This window comes from Ottowia thiooxydans (genome assembly GCF_040548795.1).
Lineage (GTDB): Bacteria > Pseudomonadota > Gammaproteobacteria > Burkholderiales > Burkholderiaceae_C > Ottowia > Ottowia thiooxydans_A.
Genome location: NZ_JBEPSH010000009.1, coordinates 1 through 17,979, shown reverse-complemented (window position 1 = coordinate 17,979; position 17,979 = coordinate 1). Strand labels below are relative to the sequence as shown.

Here is a 17,979-nt window from a genome sequence, read left to right as displayed (position 1 = left end):
TCAACGGATGCATCCAAAAATAGATCGTCTAAGGGGAGCTCTGTGCAGCAAGGTCCGGAAGATAGCCATGCCATCCTCACCACCGCAGTTGAGAAAAAGCTGTCGCGACGCCAGTTGTTTGACGGAGGCGTCGGGCTTGGCGCGCTTTTGCTGAGCGGGAGGGCAGCTGGCGCGGACCACTCGCATCATTCCACGCATGGGCAGCACGCCCCTCATGCCCATACGGGTCATGGTCACATGGACATGTCCCCCACGCTCGGCAAGGTGCAAGACAAACGAGCACCCGCCATGGACCAGCCGCTGCTTGAGCCAGAAGTCCGCCGCTCGGTCAATGGTGTGCTTGATACCTCCTTGCGTATGGCCTATGCCTACCGGTATGTAGGTGGGGTCAGGCTTTATGTGCGCTCTTATGAAGGCACGAGTCCGGGACCCACTTTCCGCGTGAAGCCGGGCGACACCATGCGCCTCAAGCTTATCAATGACTTGCCACCTAACCGCGATGCCATGCCCGCGGACATGAGCCGCCCGCATCAATTCAACAACACGAATTTTCACTTCCATGGTGCGCATGTCAGCCCAAGTGGCATTGCGGACAATGTCATGCGCTCCATGGCACCTGGCAACACCTACAACGTCGAAATCAAAATTCCGCCAGATCACACCAGAGGCACTTACTGGTACCACCCCCATCACCACGGAAGTGCCGATGTCCAGATGTCGAGTGGCATGCTGGGCGCCATTGTGGTGGAGGGTGACTTTGCAGATGTCCCGGAGATCGCTGCGGCTAAAGAGCGCCTATTGGTGCTGACCCAAGTGGTGCATGACGCCCACGGCATGATCGAGAACTTCGAGACCTTGTTCCCTGAAACGGCCACGCGTTTCCTGGCCGTGAACGGACAAAGAAGGCCGATGATTTCCATGCGCCCTGGTGAGGTGCAGCGCTGGCGCATACTGAATGCGGGCTACCAGGACGACATGCTGCTTGTACTGGACAAGCATGACTTGCATGCGGTGGCCTATGACGGTATCCAGCTTGGAGCCGTGGAGCCGCTCAAGCAGATCCTGATTGCGCCTGGCCAACGCGTCGACGTCTTGGTTCGTGCAGGGGCGGCAGGCACCTATGAGTTGAATGCCGCGCCTTACGATCAGGGGCATCCGTCTCCCACCGGCACTCTGGCCCGGGTGGTGGTGTCTGGTGCACCCCTGGATATGAACCTGCCCAGGGCGTTGCCGCGACCCCCCTTGGAGTCCATCAAGGCTTCGGAGATCACCCACCGCCGCACGGTGGTGTTCTCCGCGACAGCGCCAGAAGCAGACGCTGCGGGCCATTGGCAAGAGTTCGGGTTTTTTATTGATGGAAAAAAGTTCGACCCGCGCCGTATTGACCACCGCGTCAAGCTGGGCGCTGTGGAAGAGTGGAAGATCATCAACACGCATGAACATGACGACCACGTCTTTCACATCCACACCAATCCCTTCGAGGTCGTGTCCGTCAACGGCAAACCACTGGCTGTTCCTCAATGGCGGGACACCGTGATCGTCGAGCGCCAAGGCGGTGAAGTCGTTTTCCGTTCACGTTTCCTGGACTTTACGGGCATCTTCATGTTGCATTGCCACATGATGAACCATGAGGAAATGGGCATGATGCAAACGGTAGAGGTCTACAAGCCTTAAGCCACAAAAAAAAGCAGCCCCGGTGGCCTGGGCCACGCAGGGCTGCAACTGCCTTCGATCTCGCTACAAAGGCACGGGAGACACTCTTTTGGGCAGACTGCTTGAGAACGTCATGGCGTTCAAGCAGCTCGCCTCAGCAATGGCCGCTGGTGGGCGGAAAATAGAGGCGCGGCGCGCTCTGCGGCCAGCTCGATACGCGCTTGCAAGGCCGGGCTCGTGACCTGGTAATTCTCAAAGTCAGCGTTGGTGCCATAGACGCCAATAGGCAGCGTAAGCGACTGAAAAAACGCGAACAACGGGCGCAATTGATGGTCCAGAACAAGCGCGTGGCGGTCGGATCCACCCGTGGACGCCAGCAGGACCGGCTTGTCCACCAGCGCGTCCTGGCCCACCAGATCGAACAGATGCTTGAAATGCCCTGGATAGCTGCCGCGGTAAACCGGCGCAGCGACGATCAAGAGATCGGATGACTCTATGGCCTGTAGCTGATCTTCAATCTCTGCAGGCAGCTCATTTCGCGCCAAGGCCTGCCCCAGAGGGCGAGCGATCTCATTGAGTTGTATGACGCGGGTGCGGATCACCAAACGCTCTTCAAGTGCACCTAGGAGCGCATCGATCAGCGCCCGCGTGCGGGAAGGCAGGGTGACACTGCCGACCACGGCAACGACGTCAAGAGGAGTAGGCATAGGGCAGTTGCTTGTGCGTTTTGCGAATGGAAGTTCACTCTACGGCGCGAGCGACCAAAGTCCAACGAAAGAAAACCGATGTGCTTAGAAGAAAAACAACTGCCAAAGCGTGTAAAAAAAAATGCTCTGGACTTCGTGCGCGAGTTGCTTGAGTTTCTCGATAGCTGGAATACGCATATGGACTACCTGAAAAATTAGTTTGCACAGTCAATGTCCGAAAGCAAACTAAGGGTGTCGCGCACTTTGCGCTTGGTCCAAGCTCCCCACCATGCAAACAAATCGCCATACGATTGCCCCCGAACCGGCGCCCCGACTGAGAGTGGTCGATGGTGCGCTTCATCCGTTTGACGCGGCATCCATCGACATTCTGCGAACTCAGACGCTGCGCATGTCTGTAGTCCGCGTGTGTGCCAATGATTCAACGGTAAAGGACAGTAGATATGGTGGCGTTGGTTCGATTTGATGCAGATGGACGCTGGAGCGAAACCTGGGTCTGTGATCAACTTGTGAAACAGCACCTTGAGCCGGCCGGTGTCCGCTGGGGGCGTTGGCCACTGCGGCCTTTGGACAACGGTGGGCTAGATGAATTGCGTTCTGTCTACAAACAAGAGCTGAACGCCTTGGCGGACCATTTTTCGCTGCAGAGCGCGGACAGAGTCACCATGGCCCCGGGGCACCCCCGCTGGCCTGAATTGAGAGGCCAGTTTTTGACAGAACACCGGCACGCGGATGCAGAAATAAGGTTCTTCCTTGGAGGCGCAGGCCTTTTCTATATCCGCGATGCAGACGGATTTCTGGGTCTCTTGTGCGAAGCAGGTGATTGGGCCGCACTGCCTGCGGGCTTGGCTCACAGCTTTGATGCAGGAGAAGAACCGCAGTTCGATGCAATCCGGCTATTTGGCGCGGCGAACGGCTGGGTGGCTGAGGCCACTGGCGCACCCGTAGCGGAGTTGCCGCTGTTCGATGATTTTGTCGGCGAGCTACTGGAGCGCATGGGAGAAGCCCTGGAAGAGTAGGGCAGTCCGATAGGAGCAGCACTCCAAAGCAACTGCTAGCCTGCCAGAGTACCCTGCTCGCGGAGTTGCTCGATTTGATCCTGACTGTATCCCGCCTCACGGAGAATTGCCTGCGTGTGCTGGCCGAGCCGAGGCGCGCAAGCGTCGATGGTCGGTGCCTTGTCTGACCACTGAAATCCAGCAACTGCCATCGAAACTTCGCCTTTGGGTGTCTGGACTTTCTGCAACACGGCGCGGTGTTTGAGTTGCGGGTGCTGGATGATCTGATCGATCCGGCGAATCGCCCCGCAGGGTACGTCAGCGGCAGTGAGCGTCTCTTCCCAGAGCTCGGCGCTTTGAGTCGACATGGCGGTTTCTATCAGTTCCCTCAATGCGGGTTCATGCTCGATCCGTGTCGACCAGTTGGCAAACCGGGGGTCGTTCAGGGCTTCGCCCAGTCCCAGCGTCCGCATCAGATTGATGAACTGCTTTTCCTTCATCACTGCCAGTACGATGTCGCCGCCGCCGGTTTTAAACCTGTTGCCTGTAGGCTTGCGGCTGACCGATTGATTTCCTATCTGAGTGTGCTTGACACCGGTCATCGTGGTCTCGCTCACCTGCGAAGACAGGAACGCCAGGGCTGAATCCAGCATGGCGACGTCGAGGAAAGCACCTTTTCCCGTGCGCTCGCGCTCGAACAGGGCGCTTGCAATGGCGAACGCGCCGGTGGACCCCGCCATCAGATCGCAAGCCGCAAAGCCGATGCGCATGGGGCCTCCTGCCGGGTCACCGTTCATGGACATCACGCCAGACATCGCCTGGATCTTGCCGTCGAAAGCTGCTGTGTATTGTTCCGGTCCGGATTGGCCGAACCCTGAAATCGAGCAATAAATCAGGCGCGGATTTAATTCCTTCAAAGTTTCGTAGTCGAGGCCCATGTCCTTCATCACGCCCGGGCGGAAATTCTCGCAAACGACATCCACGTCCTTGACCAGGGTACGAAGAATGGAAATGCTCTCTGGCGACCGCAAATCCAGCGCCAGGCTGCGCTTGTTCAGGTTCATTGACAGGAACATGGGCGACATCTTGGCGTCAGCGAGTGCCTTGTCTGCTGTCACCTCGCGAGTAGGGTCACCCTCCAAAGGCTCTACCTTGATGACCTCTGCGCCCAGGACTGCGAACTGAAAACTTGCAAACGGCCCGGAGATATACCGCGTGAAGTCCAGGATCTTGATCTGACTGAATGGCAAACTCATTTTGTCTCTTTCATCTTTTTTGGTGGTGAACCGGGGAGTGGGCGGGATGGATCTCCAAACCCTGCCGCTAGCAGAAACTCCAGCCGTTTGCATAGGCTCTCGTAAGCCAAGGATTCCAAAAGGTGGCTACTATCCGAATCGCTGGAGCACAAGCCTCCTCGATTTTTCATTCTTCATCAAGCACATTCATGACACGTCCTGTCCTTCATACCCTCATCTGCAGCACACGTCCCGTTCGTGTGGGACCCGCGGTGGCCGAGTGGGCGCACGGCGTGGCGCAGAGCCACGGCGGGTTCGACGCGAAGCTTGTCGACCTGGCATCTTTCAATCTTCCGGTTTTCGACGAACCAGAGCATCCCCGCTTTGGCCGCTACGTGCATGAACATACGCGCGCCTGGAGCGCCAGCGTCTCTGAGGCCGATGCGTTCGTATTCGTGGTGCCTGAATACAACTATGCACCACCGTCCTCCCTGTTGAATGCATTGACCTACCTGGCACGTGAGTGGAATTACAAGCCCGTGGGCTTTGTCGGCTACGCCGGTATTTCCGGCGGCATGAGGTCTGTGCAGGTCGCCAAGGGCCTGGTGAACACATTCAAGATGGTGCCTATGTTCGAAGGTGTCTCGGTGGTGAACGTCGCGCAGCAACTTCAAGCAGAAGGTGGTCTGGCCGCCAACCCGATCAACCAGCAGTCCGCCACAGCCATGCTTGACGAATTGCTCCGCTGGACCAACGCCCTTCAGACCCTGCGCGCCAAATAGGCATCGGCAAGAGCTGCCAAGGGTTTGTTTGCGATGAAATTTTTCCCATGAGCTATTTGCTCTGGACCCTGTCGGCACTGGCTGGGTTCCTGATCATCGCCACCTTATTGCCGTGGCTGAAAAGCCCGGCATGGTGGGTGCGTATATGGGATTTTCCGCGCTTGCAGTTGGCGCTGCTGTCTCTGTTGGGCAGCATAGTCACTGCCATTTCAGCGGTGACAGGGCACTGGGAATGGGGGCTGCAGCTGGTGTTTTTCATCACCTTGCTCTATCAAGCATGGTGGATCTTGCCCTACACACCGTTCTATAAGCGCGAGGTCATGAGTGCGTCGCCGGGTGCAGACAGGCCGCACCTGCGCGTGATCGCCTGCAATGTCCTCACGTCCAACCGCAATACACGCGCTCTGATCGATCTGGTCCAGGAGCACCGCCCTGACGTGCTGGTCACCTTGGAAACGGACGCATGGTGGCAGCAGCAACTGCTGCCGCTGGAGAAAGACTATCCCTACCGCATTGCGTGTCCACTGGACAACCTTTACGGTATGCACGTCTACTCGCGCCTCAAACTGAGCGATGAGGAAATCACCTACCTGGTGGAGCCCGATGTGCCAAGCATTCATGCGAGTGTGCATGTCACTGATTCATTGGTGGTGCGAATGCATTTTTTGCATCCAGCCCCGCCTAGCCCCACAGAAAACGAAGAATCCACCGAGCGTGACGTAGAGCTTCTGCTGATTGCCAAGAGCCTGCAAGAAGAAAAAGGGCCCGTGATTGTCACGGGAGACTTGAACGACGTCGCCTGGTCGCCCACGACACGCATGTTCCGCAAGATCAGTCGCCTGCTTGATCCGCGTGTGGGCCGTGGGATGTACAACAGCTTCCACGCCAATTACTTTTTTGCCCGCTGGCCGCTGGATCACTTTTTTCACAGTGACCACTTCCAGGTCGTGGAGGTAGCGCGCCTGCCATCGATTGACTCAGACCATTTTCCTGTTCTGCTGGAAGTGCAATACCACCCCGCCAACGCAGATTTGCAGGAGGGCTTGGAAGTCAAAGCCGAGGACCAACGCGAGACGGCCGAAATGCTGGCGGAAGAGGGCGCAGACGTCGGTGAGGTGCCGCGTCCAAAAAGCAAAGGCTGAGAAGAATGGTGTGGCTTGGTTTCACCAAGTCAGACTAAGCGCCCGGCGTTCCCGGTGAGCTCTGGCGTGCCAAACGTCAAAACGCCCCAGAACCCGAAAGGGTGCTGAGGCGTATGAAACCTTGGAGGCGCGATCCGGAGTCGAACCGGACTAGACGGATTTGCAATCCGTTGCATAACCGCTTTGCTATCGCGCCATGCTGAACAACTGACGTTAAAGAGACCTTATAGCCGCCCAGACGTCCGTTATAGCTGAGCTCTAAATTATAGCCTTGTTTCCTTGCCCGTCTTCTAGAAACCAATCAGCTCGTCCGATCTGCTGAAATCGCCACCCGGGGCGGCACAGAGAACCTCTGGGGCAGGCGCTCGCAATAGTGGCGCGATTTCGTCCATGGTCCCCGTGAGCCATAGAGCCATGTCCCCGGGTTCTATGGCGAACGCTGTACCCGGAATCGTCTCTTGCGCGACGGATATATACGCCTCGTCCGCGCGGGAACACATTCCGATCCCAGTGGGGCAGGTGACGGCCGCCGATGTGCCAAAGGGCTTCAATCTCTCGCTCTTCGGGGGCGACATATCTGATGCACATGCGTAAAGTCTAGGAGGGACCGGCAAGCTCCGCCAATAGGGGCCTTCCCGTGGCTGGTGCCTTCTGGCATTGCAGCGACCACCTAGAAGCCAGTCTCCAAGGACAACTGGCGTTCCACAAACATCAACCTGTCTTGCCCAAAAAACAGTTCATCGCCTACGACATAGGTGGGTGAGCCTGGCACACCTTCTGCTATCGCTTTATCAGTGCACTGCTGAAATTGATTCTGAATTTGGTCCGAATGCGCCAGATCCAGCATGGTCTTGGGTGAGATGCTGCAATCTTCAGCCAGCGAGCTCAATACATCCTCGTGGCCAATGTCGCGGTCGTCCCGCCATAGTGCGGTAAGCAGTGCGAGGGAGAACCCATCGACGTCCAGGCTTAAAGCTTGGACCGCCAGTGCGCACGACGATGGCAGCAGCCTATCCCCGTGGTGATGCACGGGGTGCAGAATCACTGGAATCTGCAGCCACTCGCTCCACCTCTTGACCTCAACTTCAAACTGATGCGCGCGCCGAATTGCACTGCGCTCTGCAAAGGGCGTACTGCCGTAGGCCGGCACGACTTGCGACAGGTCTATGGGCAGATGCCGCAACTTGCGGCCACTGCGTTGAGCGAGATCGGTTATGCGCGCGGCTCCCAGGTACGCATAGACCGATCGTACCGAGTAGTAGTAGTCGATCGGCGTGAGATCCTCCGGGCGGTCCATGGTCTCAATCGTTCTTCAGACCGGCCTTGCGTATCACTGGGCCCCACTTTTCGTAATCCGCCTGCAGGACATCGGTGAACTCCTTGGGCGTGCTGCCTACGGGCTCGAGGCCTTGGGCAATGAGGTTGGCTCGGATGGCAGGGTCACGCATGGCGCGTGCATAGGCTCGGGAAATTCGTTCCTTCTCAGCGGCGGGAGTACCTGCCCGTACCGCCACACCTTGCCAGGACGCCGTTGAGTAGCCGGGCAGCGTGTCCGAGATGGGCGGAAGGTCTGGTGCAAATTCTTGCCTGCGGGGGCTGGAGACGCCGAGCAGGGTGAGGCGGCCGGATTCAGCATGCGGCCGCAATGTCTGATAGGCATCCAGCATCAAGGCAACCCTTCCGGCCAGCAAATCGGGCAGGGCCGCCGCGCCGCCTTTGTAGGGCACCACGGTGACATCGAAGCCACCAGACATGGAGAGCAGCAGGCCACCCAAATGCGACCCGCCACCCAGGCCCGAGGCCGCAATGGTGAGTTTGCCTGGGTTCGCACGGCCCCAGGCGACCAGTTCGCTCATGGTCTTCACGGGCACTGCCGGCCCGACCGCCAGAACCAACGGAATATTCACCAGGAGAGAAACCATCTCCAGATCCTTGAAGGTGTCATAAGACAGCTTCGAATAAGTCCAAGGGTTGAAGGCCAGCGAGGTATAGACGCCAATGACGGTGCTGCCGTCTGCGGGGCTGCCAAGGCCAGTCTGGATCGCCGCAATGCCGGCTGCTCCAGGTTTGTAATCCAGCACCACGGTCTGGCCCAACTCCTTTTCGACCACCGGCAGCGCGGCGCGTTGCATGGTGTCAGTGATGCCACCCGGGCCAGTGGGAACCAGCACGCGCAGATTGCGGGCGGGTGTCTGGGCCGATACAAGTCCGCTTGTCAAAGCCAGGGCGCCTAGCGCTGCGGAGTTAAGAAGGTCTCGACGTTGCATGTAGGCACCAATGAGTGGTTTTTAACAAGGAATTGTTCAGCTTATCAGAGCCTAACTGCCTCAGCTTCATATGCTTATTCCGCAGTCTGGCATGCCTTCATGAGTGGCTCCGTGCAACAGGCATTTCAGTTTGTCTTGGCTCTTCTTTCGTTCGCGTGACGAATTGGCGGGCACATCTGACTTAAAATCCCGGCCTGCTGATTTCTTTCTGCCACTCCCCTAGGGAGCCAGAAAGAGGTGGTGTTGACGCCTTGCGCGTTAAGCCCGAGTGGTGAAATCGGTAGACACAAGGGACTTAAAATCCCTCGACTTCGCGGTCGTGCCGGTTCGATTCCGGCCTCGGGCACCAGAATGGAAACCGCTCCTGTGTAAGCAGGGGCGGTTTTTTTGTTGGAGTTGAACCACCCTGAATCGCTGGATTCCTTTTCTATGTTGAAAAGCAGAGGGCTCTTCTTGCTTTGAGAACCTAGCGCTTTTCCAAGCAGTCCGCGAAGCTTGTTTTTCCGCCCTCTTGAATGAAAGCAGTTCGGCCCTTGGTCCAGAACACCAGGGTTTCCGATGCACTTGCGTAACGCGCGCCATCAGCCGATACGACTTGCGGGAGGGTGAACGTACGCCCGTCGGAGAGGGCCAGCCTCACTTGAGCGGGGGTGCTGTCGTTGAAGAAAGAGGCCGCGATCGTGCTCGATCCTGAACAGGAATATTTCACTTCCAAGGGTTGAGGTGGCTTGGCGCCCTGAGCGCCTGTACTGGCGGCTGGCGGTTTGGGATCTGCTGTACAGGTGCCTCTGAAATAGGCGTCAGCAGAGCAAGTCTTGCCACTGGTAAGTTTGCAGGTGCCCAACTCGGCGGGTGTGTTCGTGGCGCTGGTTACCTTGTAGGTTCCACCCGTGATGGCACAAAATCGGGACGCGGGCGTGACGTAACCCGAAACCCTCAAACCGCCCACTGGGCAGTGGCCGCGCAGCATGGCCCATTCCTCGCACATGCGGTTGCCCCCGAACACACAGATGCCGTACTGGCCACCAGCGGGGTTCTTTTCGATTTGCGACTTTCCGCCTTGGCCGACGCAGTGCTGTGACGCCGGATTGGCGAGTTGCACGGCAGGTGTTTGGGCGAATACGCTATTCGCCCCCGCAAAGGCGATCAGCGCCATGGCGAAAGCAAGAAGGTAGTGGCGCAAAGAGAAAATTGATGACGATTGGGCTGTGTGCATCTTGAGCTTCGTGGACGCAGTTTTGAGGTCAGGCTTTGAAAACGGTCACTAAGCATAAAAACAGTGCAATGGGGCACAAAGCATTATTTCCGCACTTAGGGGCGAAGCGGTAATCTACCCCCAAAATGGGCCAAGTGTTGCTGGTTTCTCATTCCGTAAGCACGTCGTGTCACACCGTACCAGCGGCATGTCAAGGCGATGACGCGCCTACCCTATAGCCCAACAAGTCCAGCCAGCGCACAATGGTGCGTACCAGGTAGATAGTGTCGGTTTCGGCTGGCCGTATCCCCAACAGAAGACGAGACCGAATTATTCGTATGCCGAACAGCTCGCCCGTGAATGCGTCTGCCACTCCTGCAGAGCCCTTGCCAGGGCTTCGCAGGGAAGGTGTCATCTATGAGCTTCATCACATTGGCATACCGACTACCGAGGTACGTCCTGGCGAGCGTTACGCTTCGCGTGTCGGCATGTACACCACTGATGACCTTTCAGGGCCTGTTCCTATCCAGTGGCACCGCTCTGAGGCCGATTCGCCGCTCCATAGCCTTCTCAAGGAGCAGCCTCATGTGGCTTACAAGGTCAATGATCTTTCGGCGGCGCTGGTGGGCCATGCTGTCATTTTGGGACCGTACGAGCCTATAGATTCGTTTCTGGTAGCGGTGGTGAGCAACGCTGGAATGCCCATAGAGCTCATTCAGACGTCGCTTAGCGATGATGAAATATGGGGGCGAGCCCGAGCGGGAATTCATTCCAACCTATACCGGTCGGAGATGAGCTAAAGCAAGCCTTGCCCTGGAAAAAATTCCTACCCGCCCCAATGCAGGACAATATGGCCTAGCTATATAAATGAATTCTGCCTCGGACGTGAAGTCCGCCGCTTTCCTGAGAAGGAGCGTGCCGGTTGACCCCGGTCAGGCGCACCAAGAGAGTAATAGGCCATGAATCATCAAGACGCACCTTTCGAAATCCACGTGCATGGCGACGTGAAACTGCGCGCCGATGTCGACTTCGACACCCTTCAAGAGGCGCTCAAGCCCCTGTGGAAGTACGCTGGCGCAAGATCGCTCGCCGATGGGGCGACCAGTCTGTATGAGGATGAGCCAGGAATTCGCTTCAATCCGCGCGAACATTTACTGCAAATGTGCTGGACTTTGCAGGGCGAAGAGGACTTTCGCCACCAACTGGACGAGCTCTGCATGAACCTCAACGAGCTTTCCGAAGCGGGCGCCCAGATCGAAATCACTTTCTACGACGCTCAGTTCGACGAGGAAGACGAAAGTGCCGGCAGAGAATCGCGGGACGATTTCGTGCTGCTGTTCGTGGGTCCTACCCCGGAGGCCATCATGCAGGCGCAGCGCGATCTTCTGGTGGAAGATGTCGTGCACCTGATGGAGCGCCATTTTGATGGGGCCGAACTGGGCGGCGTGGTGCAAGAGATAGACAAGCTCTTTACCGACCGCTTCACGGCACTCACCAGTTCGCTGGATCTTGGCAAACCGCCACGCAGTCCTGGCGGCGGTGGCGCAGGTCACGGTGGTGGCCGTCGCCCTCGGCACCTCCATTGACCCCGTAACCCCTCGGACATGATGCCTTGGTAGCCATGGTGGCTTCGAAGGTCTTCCAACCCGGGGAGTCATTTGCTGCCGCTATGCTGTGCAGATGGTTGGCGGTCCGTTCAGCCTGAAATCCAATCGCATGAGCATTTTTTCCTCCGAGGTGCTGAATCCTGGCGTCAAGAAGCGCGAGGTATTTGGCTGGGCGATGTACGACTTCGCCAATTCTGGCTATACCACGGTGGTCATTACCGCGGTGTTTGCGGCCTACTTTGCAGGCGCGGTTACCGAAGGTGCGCCTTGGGGGCCCTTGGCGTGGACGGCGGCGCTCAGCACGTCCTACGCCATTGTCATGCTGACCATGCCGAGCCTGGGGGCCTGGGCCGATCTGCGCGGAGCCAAAAAGCGCATGCTGGCGTTCTTCACCGTCTGCTGCGTTGTAAGCACTGCGGCATTGGCTTTTGCGCGACCGGGCGATGTGGCCATGGCCATGCTGTTGATCATCGTATCCAACACCTTCTATTCCTACGGCGAATCGCTCACGGCCGCTTTTTTGCCGGAACTGGCGCGGCCAGAAGGCATGGGAAAGGTCAGTGGATGGGGGTGGGCCTTGGGCTATGTGGGCGGTATGTCTGCTCTGGGCATTTGTCTGGCCTATGTTCTTTCTGCCCAGGCTCGTGGGGAGACTGCTGCGCAGTTCGTGCCGATCACCATGCTCATCACGGCAGGCTTGTACGGTTTGGCGGCCCTGGTGACCTTCACCTTGCTGCGCGAGCGCGCCCGGCCTGTGGTCGCCAAGCCGGGGCAGGGCGGTGGCTTGAAAGCGGCGGTGCAGCAATTGCGCCAAACCTGGCGGGAAGCCCGCCGCTACCGTGATTTCGTGTGGTTGCTGGTGTGTACGGTCGCCTACCAGGGGGGTGTGGCCGTGGCGATCACCCTGGCCGCTATCTACGCTGAGCGAGTGATCGGTTTCCAACCCCAGGAAACCATGGTGCTCATCTTTGTGCTTAACCTTGCGGCGGCCATTGGGGCTTTCAGTTGCGGGTATCTACAAGATCGCATAGGCCACAAACTGGCGCTTGGATTGACCTTGCTGGGGTGGGTTGCGGTCTGCATCATTGCGGCGTGGGCGCAAACCAAGGGGCAGTTCTGGTGGGCAGCAGCACTTGCCGGACTTTGCATGGGTTCAAGCCAATCCGCCGGCCGAGCCATGGTAGGCCTGTTTGCCCCAGAGCGGCAGCTGGCGGAATTCTTCGGTCTCTGGACCGTCGCTATGCGCCTGGCCAGCATCATCGGGCCATTGAGCTATGGGCTGATCACCTGGATGACTGGCGGCAACCAACGTGTAGCCATCGCTTCCACCACGGTTTTGTTCGCCCTGGGGTTACTGGCACTTCTGCCCATCAATGTGCGGCGTGGCCGAGAGTCTGCCCTGAAGGCGCAAACGGCATGAGAGTTGACGCTGCTTTCAAAGCGCAGATCAGCTCTGCCCTGATGCACTGGGAGCGAAGCGTCGCTGAAGACGCGCGGTCCCGGAAACGGGCAGCCGTGGCGCTGACCATCCTGGACGAAGGATGGGGTGCTGACCTGGGGGGCATCAAGAATCCGACCCAGCAAAGCGAGAGCCCCGCCATGCTTTTGACACGGCGCGCTGCAGGCCTTCGCAAGCACGCCGGACAATGGGCTTTACCGGGTGGTGCCATTGATCCTGGCGAATCGGCGGAGGAGGCTGCGCTCAGGGAACTCGGAGAAGAGGTCGGCCTGGTGCTTAATCCAGACCGAATTGTGGGAAAGCTCGACGATTTCGTCTCCCATTCTGGCTTTTGCATCACGCCCGTTGTGGTCTGGGCTGGAATCACAGAAGGCTTTACGCTCAATCCGGCAGAGGTGGCCAGCGCTCATCGAATTCCGCTCACGGAGTTTCTGCGCCCGGATGCACCTTTACTTGACTCCATAGAAGACAGCACTCACCCTGTGCTTCGCATGCCTGTGGGAGACGGCTGGATCGCCGCACCCACGGGGGCGATCATTTATCAGTTCGTTGAAGCTTGCCTGAGAGGGCGCACCACTCGGGTTGGGCACTTTGCGCAGCCGCTGTTTGCACGGAGCTAGTGTTAGGAGCATGGGCCTCTCGAGCTTGGCCCCATCCTGACGACGTTCTAGCGTGCGGTGAGCGATTCAGGCCGTCGCGAAAGGCTGCACCTTGGTAAGACCTGCCGCGCCCGTCAGCCAGCGCGAGGCGGCGGCACTCAGTGCTTGGCCGTCACCGCTGTCGAGCAGCTCAAGCGACAGGGAGGAATCTTCTTCTGAAGCGAGCAGTCCCTGGGAAGTCAGCAGGTCCTTCGTATGCCGAGCGACGGCCTCACCGGGGTCAATCAATTGAACTGAGGTGCCGGTTCGTTGCTGAAGGCGGGCAGCGATCAAGGGGTAGTGGGTGCATCCCAGCACCACGGTGTCAATCTGGCCTGGGCCCTTGCCCAAGGCACCCAAGGCAGCCACGTGCTCGTCGAGCAGGGCGTCCGTTGGCGCTTCGATTCCGCTGTAAGCTTCTTTTTCTATCGCTGCGGCAAGGCCCGTACAAGCGTGTGGGACAAACTCAACTGGTCCCGACAAGCGCTCGCGCAGCAGCCGGAATTTCTCGCTGGAGAGCGTTCCGTGCGTTGCCAACACGCCGACGCGGCCAGTGCGTGTGGCCAGCGCGCCGGGTTTCAAGGCGGGCTCAATTCCCACGATCGGAAAGCCCGCATGCTGCTCGCGCAAGATGCGTCCCGCAGCTGCGGTGGCCGTATTGCAGGCGATCACGTAGGCCTTGATGCCATGCGAACGACGCATGCCTTCCAGAACCGCCTGTGATCGTGCAATCACGTAGGGATCACCCCGCTCTCCATAAGGTGCGTGCGCGCTGTCGCCGGCATAGACGAAGCGCTCCCGGGGCAGGGCAGCAAGCAGCGCACTGAGCACTGAGATGCCGCCGATGCCGCTATCAAACACACCTATGGGCGCAGAGTTCATGACAGGATTATCAGGCTGTGTTTATGCCGTAGCCAGCTCAATGCCTTTGAATTCGCCGGAAGCGATTCGCTTTTCCCACTCGGCAGGGCCGGTGTTGTGCACGCTGATGCCTGAGGCGTCCACGGCGACGGTGACGGGCATATCCACTACGTCGAATTCGTAGATGGCTTCCATGCCGAGGTCTTCGAAGCCCACTACCTTGGCTTTCTTGATAGCTTTGCTCACCAGGTAAGCCGCACCACCCACTGCCATCAGGTAGGCACTCTTGTGCTTCTTGATGGCTTCGATGGCAGTTGGCCCGCGCTCGGACTTGCCAATCATGGCAATCAGACCGGTTTCCGCCAGCATCATGTCGGTGAATTTGTCCATGCGCGTTGCAGTGGTGGGGCCCGCCGGACCCACAGCTTCGTCGCCGACCGGGTCGACCGGGCCGACGTAGTAGATGACTCGGTTGGCAAAGTCCACAGGCAGCTTTTCTCCCTTGGCCAGCATGTCTTGAATGCGCTTGTGGGCGGCATCGCGACCGGTGAGCATTTTCCCGTTCAGCAGCAAGGTGTCGCCTGGTTTCCAACTGGCGACTTCTTCCTTGGTCAGCTGGTTCAGGTCCACACGCTTGCTCTTTTGGGTGTCAGGGACCCAGTCGACCTTGGGCCAGAGGTCCAGTGACGGCGCTTCCAGGTACGTCGGCCCACTGCCGTCCATCACGAAATGGGCGTGGCGCGTGGCGGCGCAATTGGGGATCATGGCCACAGGCTTGCTGGCAGCATGCGTGGGGTACATGGCGATCTTGACGTCCAGCACGGTGGTCAGGCCACCCAGGCCTTGAGCGCCAATGCCTAAGGCATTGACTTTTTCGAACAGCTCCAGGCGCAGTTCTTCGACCTGCGTAAGCTTCTCGCGCTTGGAAGCCTTGGCTTGCAGTTCGTACATGTCCAGGTCGTCCATCAGGCTTTGCTTGGCCAGCAGGACGGCTTTTTCCGCTGTGCCGCCAATACCAATGCCCAGCATGCCTGGAGGGCACCAGCCCGCGCCCATGGTGGGAACAGTTTTCAGAACCCAGTCCACGATGCTGTCACTGGGGTTGAGCATGACCATCTTGCTCTTGTTCTCGGAGCCGCCGCCTTTGGCTGCGACCGTGACATCGACCGTATTGCCAGGCACGATCTCAATGTAGATGACCGCAGGCGTGTTGTCCTTGGTGTTCTTGCGCGCAAAGTGCGGGTCGGCCACGACGCTGGCACGCAGGCTGTTGTCGGGGTGGTTGTAGCCGCGGCGCACGCCTTCGTTGATGGCGTCTTCCAGGGAGCCCGTGAAGCCTTCCCAGCGCACATTCATGCCCACTTTCAGGAACACGTTGACGATGCCGGTGTCCTGGCAGATAGGCCGGTGCCCAATGGCGCTCATCTTGCTGTTGGTAAGAATCTGAGCCATGGCGTCCTTGGCGGCAGGACTCTGCTCGCGCTCATACGCGCGTGCAAGATGGGCAATATAGTCAGACGGGTGGTAGTAGCTGATGAACTGTAGTGCGGCGGCGACGGATTCAATCAGGTCTTCCTGCTTGATGGCGGTCATGGCGTGGGTTCCTTGTTTTTTCGTGGGATATGAAGGACGAACGTAGGGGCATCACTCATCTGCTAACGTTACGGCCAACTCGCTATTTTGACAGGCTGGATTGTCCCCTGAGCCGCTTACGTGCCCTCCACCCGGAGAAGGTGCCGCCAGTGGCCTGGAAAAGCCTGCTCCACGATGACCTTGGCAGGGGCTTGACCGCTGATCACCCGTAGTGAAAGAGTGAGCGCGCACGAGCCTTTGGTGAATTGGTAACTGGTAATTTCAGATGACAAAACCTAAGCAAACCCGAACCGAACTGGATACTTTCGGTCCCATTGAGGTGTCCGCCGACCAACTGTGGGGCGCCCAGACGCAGCGCTCCCTTCAGAACTTCGATATCTCCGGAGAGCAGCAACCCCGAGAGATCATTTACGCACTCGCGCTGGTCAAACGGGCCTCGGCCGCCGTCAACCAGCGCCTGGGCCTGCTCAAGGAAGAAAAAGCCAAGGCCATCATTGCTGCTGCAGATGAAGTGCTGGCAGGCCAGCACCCGCGCGAATTTCCGCTCGTCGTCTGGCAGACCGGCTCTGGCACGCAGACCAATATGAACCTCAATGAGGTTCTGGCCAACCGGGCCAGTGAAATCATGGGCGGCGAGCGGGGCGAGGCGCGCCTGGTCCACCCGAACGATGACGTCAACAAGAGCCAGTCCAGCAACGACGTATTTCCGACCGCCATGCACGTGGCGGCGGTGCAAGCGCTCACCGGCAAATTGCTGCCCGCCATTGCCAAGCTGCGCACCACGCTCGAGGCGAAGTCGCGCGAATTCGCAGATATCGTCAAGATTGGCCGCACCCACCTGCAAGATGCCACGCCGCTTACGCTGGGCCAGGAATTTTCGGCTTACGTGGCTCAGCTGGGACACGCTGAAACGCATGTGCGTGCAGCCCTGCCTCATCTGTGCGAACTGGCGCTGGGTGGAACTGCCGTGGGTACCGGCTTGAATGCACCCAAGGGCTACGCTGAAGGCGCCGCTGCGGAATTGGCCAGGCTTTCAAATCTACCTTTCGTCACCTCGCCGAATAAATTTGAGGCTCTGGCCAGCTGCGATGCGCTGGTGTATGCCCATGGCACCCTCAAGGGCCTGGCCGCCAGCCTGAACAAGATTGCCAACGATGTGCGTTGGCTCTCCAGCGGACCGCGCAGTGGCATTGGCGAGCTCAGTATTCCGGAAAATGAGCCTGGCTCTTCCATCATGCCGGGCAAGGTCAACCCCACGCAGAGCGAAGCACTCACCATGCTGTGTGCTCAGGTCATGGGCAATGACGTTGCGATCAACATCGGCGGCGCCAGTGGCAATTTCGAGCTGAATGTTTTCCGCCCCATGATTGCTCACAACTTCCTCCAGAGCGTGCGCCTTCTGGCCGACGGCATGGTGAGCTTCAACGATCATTGTGCTGTGGGCATTGAACCCAATCGCGAACGCATTGAGGAGCTGGTCAGCCGATCGCTGATGCTGGTCACGGCACTCAATCCGCATATCGGCTACGACAAGGCAGCTCAGATCGCGAAGAAAGCTCACAAGGAGGGCACCAGCCTGCGGGAATCCGCGCTGGCCACGGGTTACGTCAACGCAGATCAGTTTGATGCGTGGGTCAAGCCAGGCGATATGGTGTGAGTGCAGGGCGACGTCGGTGAGTGCATGAAGTGTGCATGAATTTCTACGGACAGGGCTAGGGCGTGTCATCAATTAAACCCCCCACGCGCTGACTCGCCCTGAGGATGGATACGCGAAGGCAGGCGCAGGCCGTAGTGATCTACGGTCAAGGCTGGCGACAAAGTAGACGCCGCAGGGCGAGCCAGCCC

17 protein-coding genes and 2 tRNA genes are annotated in these 17,979 nt (G+C 58.6%); 11 read left to right on the top strand and 8 right to left on the bottom strand.

The genetic code is table 11. The features are described from left to right. The first annotated feature begins 42 nt into the window (after nucleotides 1-42). Nucleotides 43-1,674, top strand: coding sequence for a multicopper oxidase family protein (locus tag ABIE13_RS21340; RefSeq protein ID WP_354447201.1), 1,632 nt, complete (start codon nucleotides 43-45; stop codon nucleotides 1,672-1,674). 119 nt (nucleotides 1,675-1,793) lie between these two features. Here the strand turns inward: ABIE13_RS21340 and msuE are convergent, their stop codons facing one another. After that, nucleotides 1,794-2,360 carry an FMN reductase gene (gene msuE, locus ABIE13_RS21335; protein ID WP_354447199.1) on the bottom strand — a complete coding sequence of 189 codons (567 nt, stop codon included), beginning with the start codon at nucleotides 2,358-2,360 and terminating at the stop codon, nucleotides 1,794-1,796. Between the two features lie 268 nt (nucleotides 2,361-2,628). On the opposite strand from msuE, the gene ABIE13_RS21330 reads away from it, so the two are divergent. Together ABIE13_RS21330 and ABIE13_RS21325 are read left to right on the top strand one after the other, a co-directional pair. Beyond that, a complete protein-coding gene (locus ABIE13_RS21330; protein ID WP_354447197.1) occupies nucleotides 2,629-2,823 on the top strand; it encodes a hypothetical protein in 195 nt (64 codons plus the stop codon). Continuing rightward, on the top strand, nucleotides 2,801-3,376 hold the full coding sequence (locus ABIE13_RS21325) for a hypothetical protein (RefSeq protein WP_354447195.1): 576 nt from the start codon (nucleotides 2,801-2,803) through the stop codon (nucleotides 3,374-3,376). The genes ABIE13_RS21330 and ABIE13_RS21325 overlap by 23 nt, the downstream gene beginning before the upstream one ends. 35 nt (nucleotides 3,377-3,411) lie before the next feature. On the opposite strand, the gene ABIE13_RS21320 is transcribed toward ABIE13_RS21325, so the two are convergent. Beyond that, complete coding sequence (locus ABIE13_RS21320; RefSeq protein WP_354447193.1) at nucleotides 3,412-4,611, bottom strand: CaiB/BaiF CoA transferase family protein; 1,200 nt, start codon at nucleotides 4,609-4,611, stop codon at nucleotides 3,412-3,414. Nucleotides 4,612-4,799: 188 nt separating this feature from the next. On the opposite strand from ABIE13_RS21320, the gene ABIE13_RS21315 reads away from it, so the two are divergent. Both ABIE13_RS21315 and ABIE13_RS21310 read left to right on the top strand, forming a co-directional pair. Further along, nucleotides 4,800-5,372, top strand: a complete 573-nt coding sequence (locus ABIE13_RS21315) for an NADPH-dependent FMN reductase (protein WP_354447191.1) — start codon at nucleotides 4,800-4,802, stop codon at nucleotides 5,370-5,372. A 47-nt stretch (nucleotides 5,373-5,419) separates the two neighbouring features. Continuing rightward, nucleotides 5,420-6,514, top strand: coding sequence for an endonuclease/exonuclease/phosphatase family protein (locus tag ABIE13_RS21310; RefSeq protein ID WP_354447189.1), 1,095 nt, complete (start codon nucleotides 5,420-5,422; stop codon nucleotides 6,512-6,514). A 122-nt stretch (nucleotides 6,515-6,636) separates the two neighbouring features. On the opposite strand, the gene ABIE13_RS21305 is transcribed toward ABIE13_RS21310, so the two are convergent. The 3 genes from ABIE13_RS21305 to ABIE13_RS21295 form a co-directional block, all read right to left on the bottom strand. Then, a tRNA-Cys gene (locus ABIE13_RS21305) sits at nucleotides 6,637-6,710 on the bottom strand. 474 nt (nucleotides 6,711-7,184) lie between these two features. Then, nucleotides 7,185-7,811: a 2-hydroxychromene-2-carboxylate isomerase gene (locus tag ABIE13_RS21300; protein ID WP_354447187.1), complete on the bottom strand. Its 627-nt coding sequence runs from the start codon at nucleotides 7,809-7,811 to the stop codon at nucleotides 7,185-7,187. A gap of 4 nt (nucleotides 7,812-7,815) precedes the next feature. After that, complete coding sequence (locus ABIE13_RS21295) at nucleotides 7,816-8,781, bottom strand: Bug family tripartite tricarboxylate transporter substrate binding protein (RefSeq protein ID WP_354447185.1); 966 nt, start codon at nucleotides 8,779-8,781, stop codon at nucleotides 7,816-7,818. Nucleotides 8,782-9,043: 262 nt separating this feature from the next. Here ABIE13_RS21295 and ABIE13_RS21290 point away from each other — a divergent pair. Further along, a tRNA-Leu gene (locus tag ABIE13_RS21290) sits at nucleotides 9,044-9,130 on the top strand. 117 nt (nucleotides 9,131-9,247) lie between these two features. Here the strand turns inward: ABIE13_RS21290 and ABIE13_RS21285 are convergent. Continuing rightward, nucleotides 9,248-9,997, bottom strand: a complete 750-nt coding sequence (locus ABIE13_RS21285; protein ID WP_354447183.1) for a DUF333 domain-containing protein — start codon at nucleotides 9,995-9,997, stop codon at nucleotides 9,248-9,250. 317 nt (nucleotides 9,998-10,314) lie between these two features. Between ABIE13_RS21285 and ABIE13_RS21280 the strand changes: the two genes are divergently transcribed. The 4 genes from ABIE13_RS21280 to ABIE13_RS21265 all read left to right on the top strand — a co-directional run bounded on the left by ABIE13_RS21280 (nucleotide 10,315) and on the right by ABIE13_RS21265 (nucleotide 13,662). Continuing rightward, nucleotides 10,315-10,776 carry a hypothetical protein gene (locus tag ABIE13_RS21280; protein WP_354447181.1) on the top strand — a complete coding sequence of 154 codons (462 nt, stop codon included), beginning with the start codon at nucleotides 10,315-10,317 and terminating at the stop codon, nucleotides 10,774-10,776. Between the two features lie 159 nt (nucleotides 10,777-10,935). Continuing rightward, nucleotides 10,936-11,562, top strand: coding sequence for a DUF6806 family protein (locus ABIE13_RS21275; RefSeq protein WP_354447179.1), 627 nt, complete (start codon nucleotides 10,936-10,938; stop codon nucleotides 11,560-11,562). Between the two features lie 130 nt (nucleotides 11,563-11,692). Continuing rightward, on the top strand, nucleotides 11,693-13,003 hold the full coding sequence (locus ABIE13_RS21270; RefSeq protein ID WP_354447177.1) for an MFS transporter: 1,311 nt from the start codon (nucleotides 11,693-11,695) through the stop codon (nucleotides 13,001-13,003). Beyond that, entirely contained in the window at nucleotides 13,000-13,662 is a 663-nt protein-coding gene (locus tag ABIE13_RS21265) for an NUDIX hydrolase (protein WP_354447175.1), read from the top strand. The genes ABIE13_RS21270 and ABIE13_RS21265 overlap by 4 nt, the downstream gene beginning before the upstream one ends. Before the next feature lie 66 nt (nucleotides 13,663-13,728). On the opposite strand, the gene murI is transcribed toward ABIE13_RS21265, so the two are convergent. Together murI and ABIE13_RS21255 are read right to left on the bottom strand one after the other, a co-directional pair. After that, nucleotides 13,729-14,562: a glutamate racemase gene (murI, locus tag ABIE13_RS21260; protein ID WP_354447173.1), complete on the bottom strand. Its 834-nt coding sequence runs from the start codon at nucleotides 14,560-14,562 to the stop codon at nucleotides 13,729-13,731. Between the two features lie 21 nt (nucleotides 14,563-14,583). Further along, nucleotides 14,584-16,134: a fumarate hydratase gene (locus ABIE13_RS21255; protein ID WP_354447171.1), complete on the bottom strand. Its 1,551-nt coding sequence runs from the start codon at nucleotides 16,132-16,134 to the stop codon at nucleotides 14,584-14,586. Between the two features lie 265 nt (nucleotides 16,135-16,399). Here ABIE13_RS21255 and fumC point away from each other — a divergent pair, with 265 nt between their 5' ends. Next, nucleotides 16,400-17,791 (top strand): class II fumarate hydratase, encoded by a 1,392-nt coding sequence (gene fumC / locus ABIE13_RS21250; protein ID WP_354447169.1) that lies wholly within the window; start codon nucleotides 16,400-16,402, stop codon nucleotides 17,789-17,791. Nucleotides 17,792-17,979: the final 188 nt, after the last annotated feature.

Excerpts from the sequence above, each read along its gene's own strand:
- msuE (WP_354447199.1), bottom strand. The coding sequence starts at position 2,360 with ATGCCTACTCCTCTTGACGTCGTTGCCGTGGTCGGCAGTGTCACCCTG.
- ABIE13_RS21330 (WP_354447197.1), top strand. The coding sequence starts at position 2,629 with ATGCAAACAAATCGCCATACGATTGCCCCCGAACCGGCGCCCCGACTG.
- ABIE13_RS21325 (WP_354447195.1), top strand. The coding sequence starts at position 2,801 with ATGGTGGCGTTGGTTCGATTTGATGCAGATGGACGCTGGAGCGAAACC.
- ABIE13_RS21320 (WP_354447193.1), bottom strand. The coding sequence starts at position 4,611 with ATGAGTTTGCCATTCAGTCAGATCAAGATCCTGGACTTCACGCGGTAT.
- ABIE13_RS21315 (WP_354447191.1), top strand. The coding sequence starts at position 4,800 with ATGACACGTCCTGTCCTTCATACCCTCATCTGCAGCACACGTCCCGTT.
- ABIE13_RS21310 (WP_354447189.1), top strand. The coding sequence starts at position 5,420 with ATGAGCTATTTGCTCTGGACCCTGTCGGCACTGGCTGGGTTCCTGATC.
- ABIE13_RS21300 (WP_354447187.1), bottom strand. The coding sequence starts at position 7,811 with ATGGACCGCCCGGAGGATCTCACGCCGATCGACTACTACTACTCGGTA.
- ABIE13_RS21295 (WP_354447185.1), bottom strand. The coding sequence starts at position 8,781 with ATGCAACGTCGAGACCTTCTTAACTCCGCAGCGCTAGGCGCCCTGGCT.
- ABIE13_RS21285 (WP_354447183.1), bottom strand. The coding sequence starts at position 9,997 with ATGCACACAGCCCAATCGTCATCAATTTTCTCTTTGCGCCACTACCTT.
- ABIE13_RS21280 (WP_354447181.1), top strand. The coding sequence starts at position 10,315 with ATGCCGAACAGCTCGCCCGTGAATGCGTCTGCCACTCCTGCAGAGCCC.
- ABIE13_RS21275 (WP_354447179.1), top strand. The coding sequence starts at position 10,936 with ATGAATCATCAAGACGCACCTTTCGAAATCCACGTGCATGGCGACGTG.
- ABIE13_RS21270 (WP_354447177.1), top strand. The coding sequence starts at position 11,693 with ATGAGCATTTTTTCCTCCGAGGTGCTGAATCCTGGCGTCAAGAAGCGC.
- ABIE13_RS21265 (WP_354447175.1), top strand. The coding sequence starts at position 13,000 with ATGAGAGTTGACGCTGCTTTCAAAGCGCAGATCAGCTCTGCCCTGATG.
- murI (WP_354447173.1), bottom strand. The coding sequence starts at position 14,562 with ATGAACTCTGCGCCCATAGGTGTGTTTGATAGCGGCATCGGCGGCATC.
- ABIE13_RS21255 (WP_354447171.1), bottom strand. The coding sequence starts at position 16,134 with ATGACCGCCATCAAGCAGGAAGACCTGATTGAATCCGTCGCCGCCGCA.
- fumC (WP_354447169.1), top strand. The coding sequence starts at position 16,400 with ATGACAAAACCTAAGCAAACCCGAACCGAACTGGATACTTTCGGTCCC.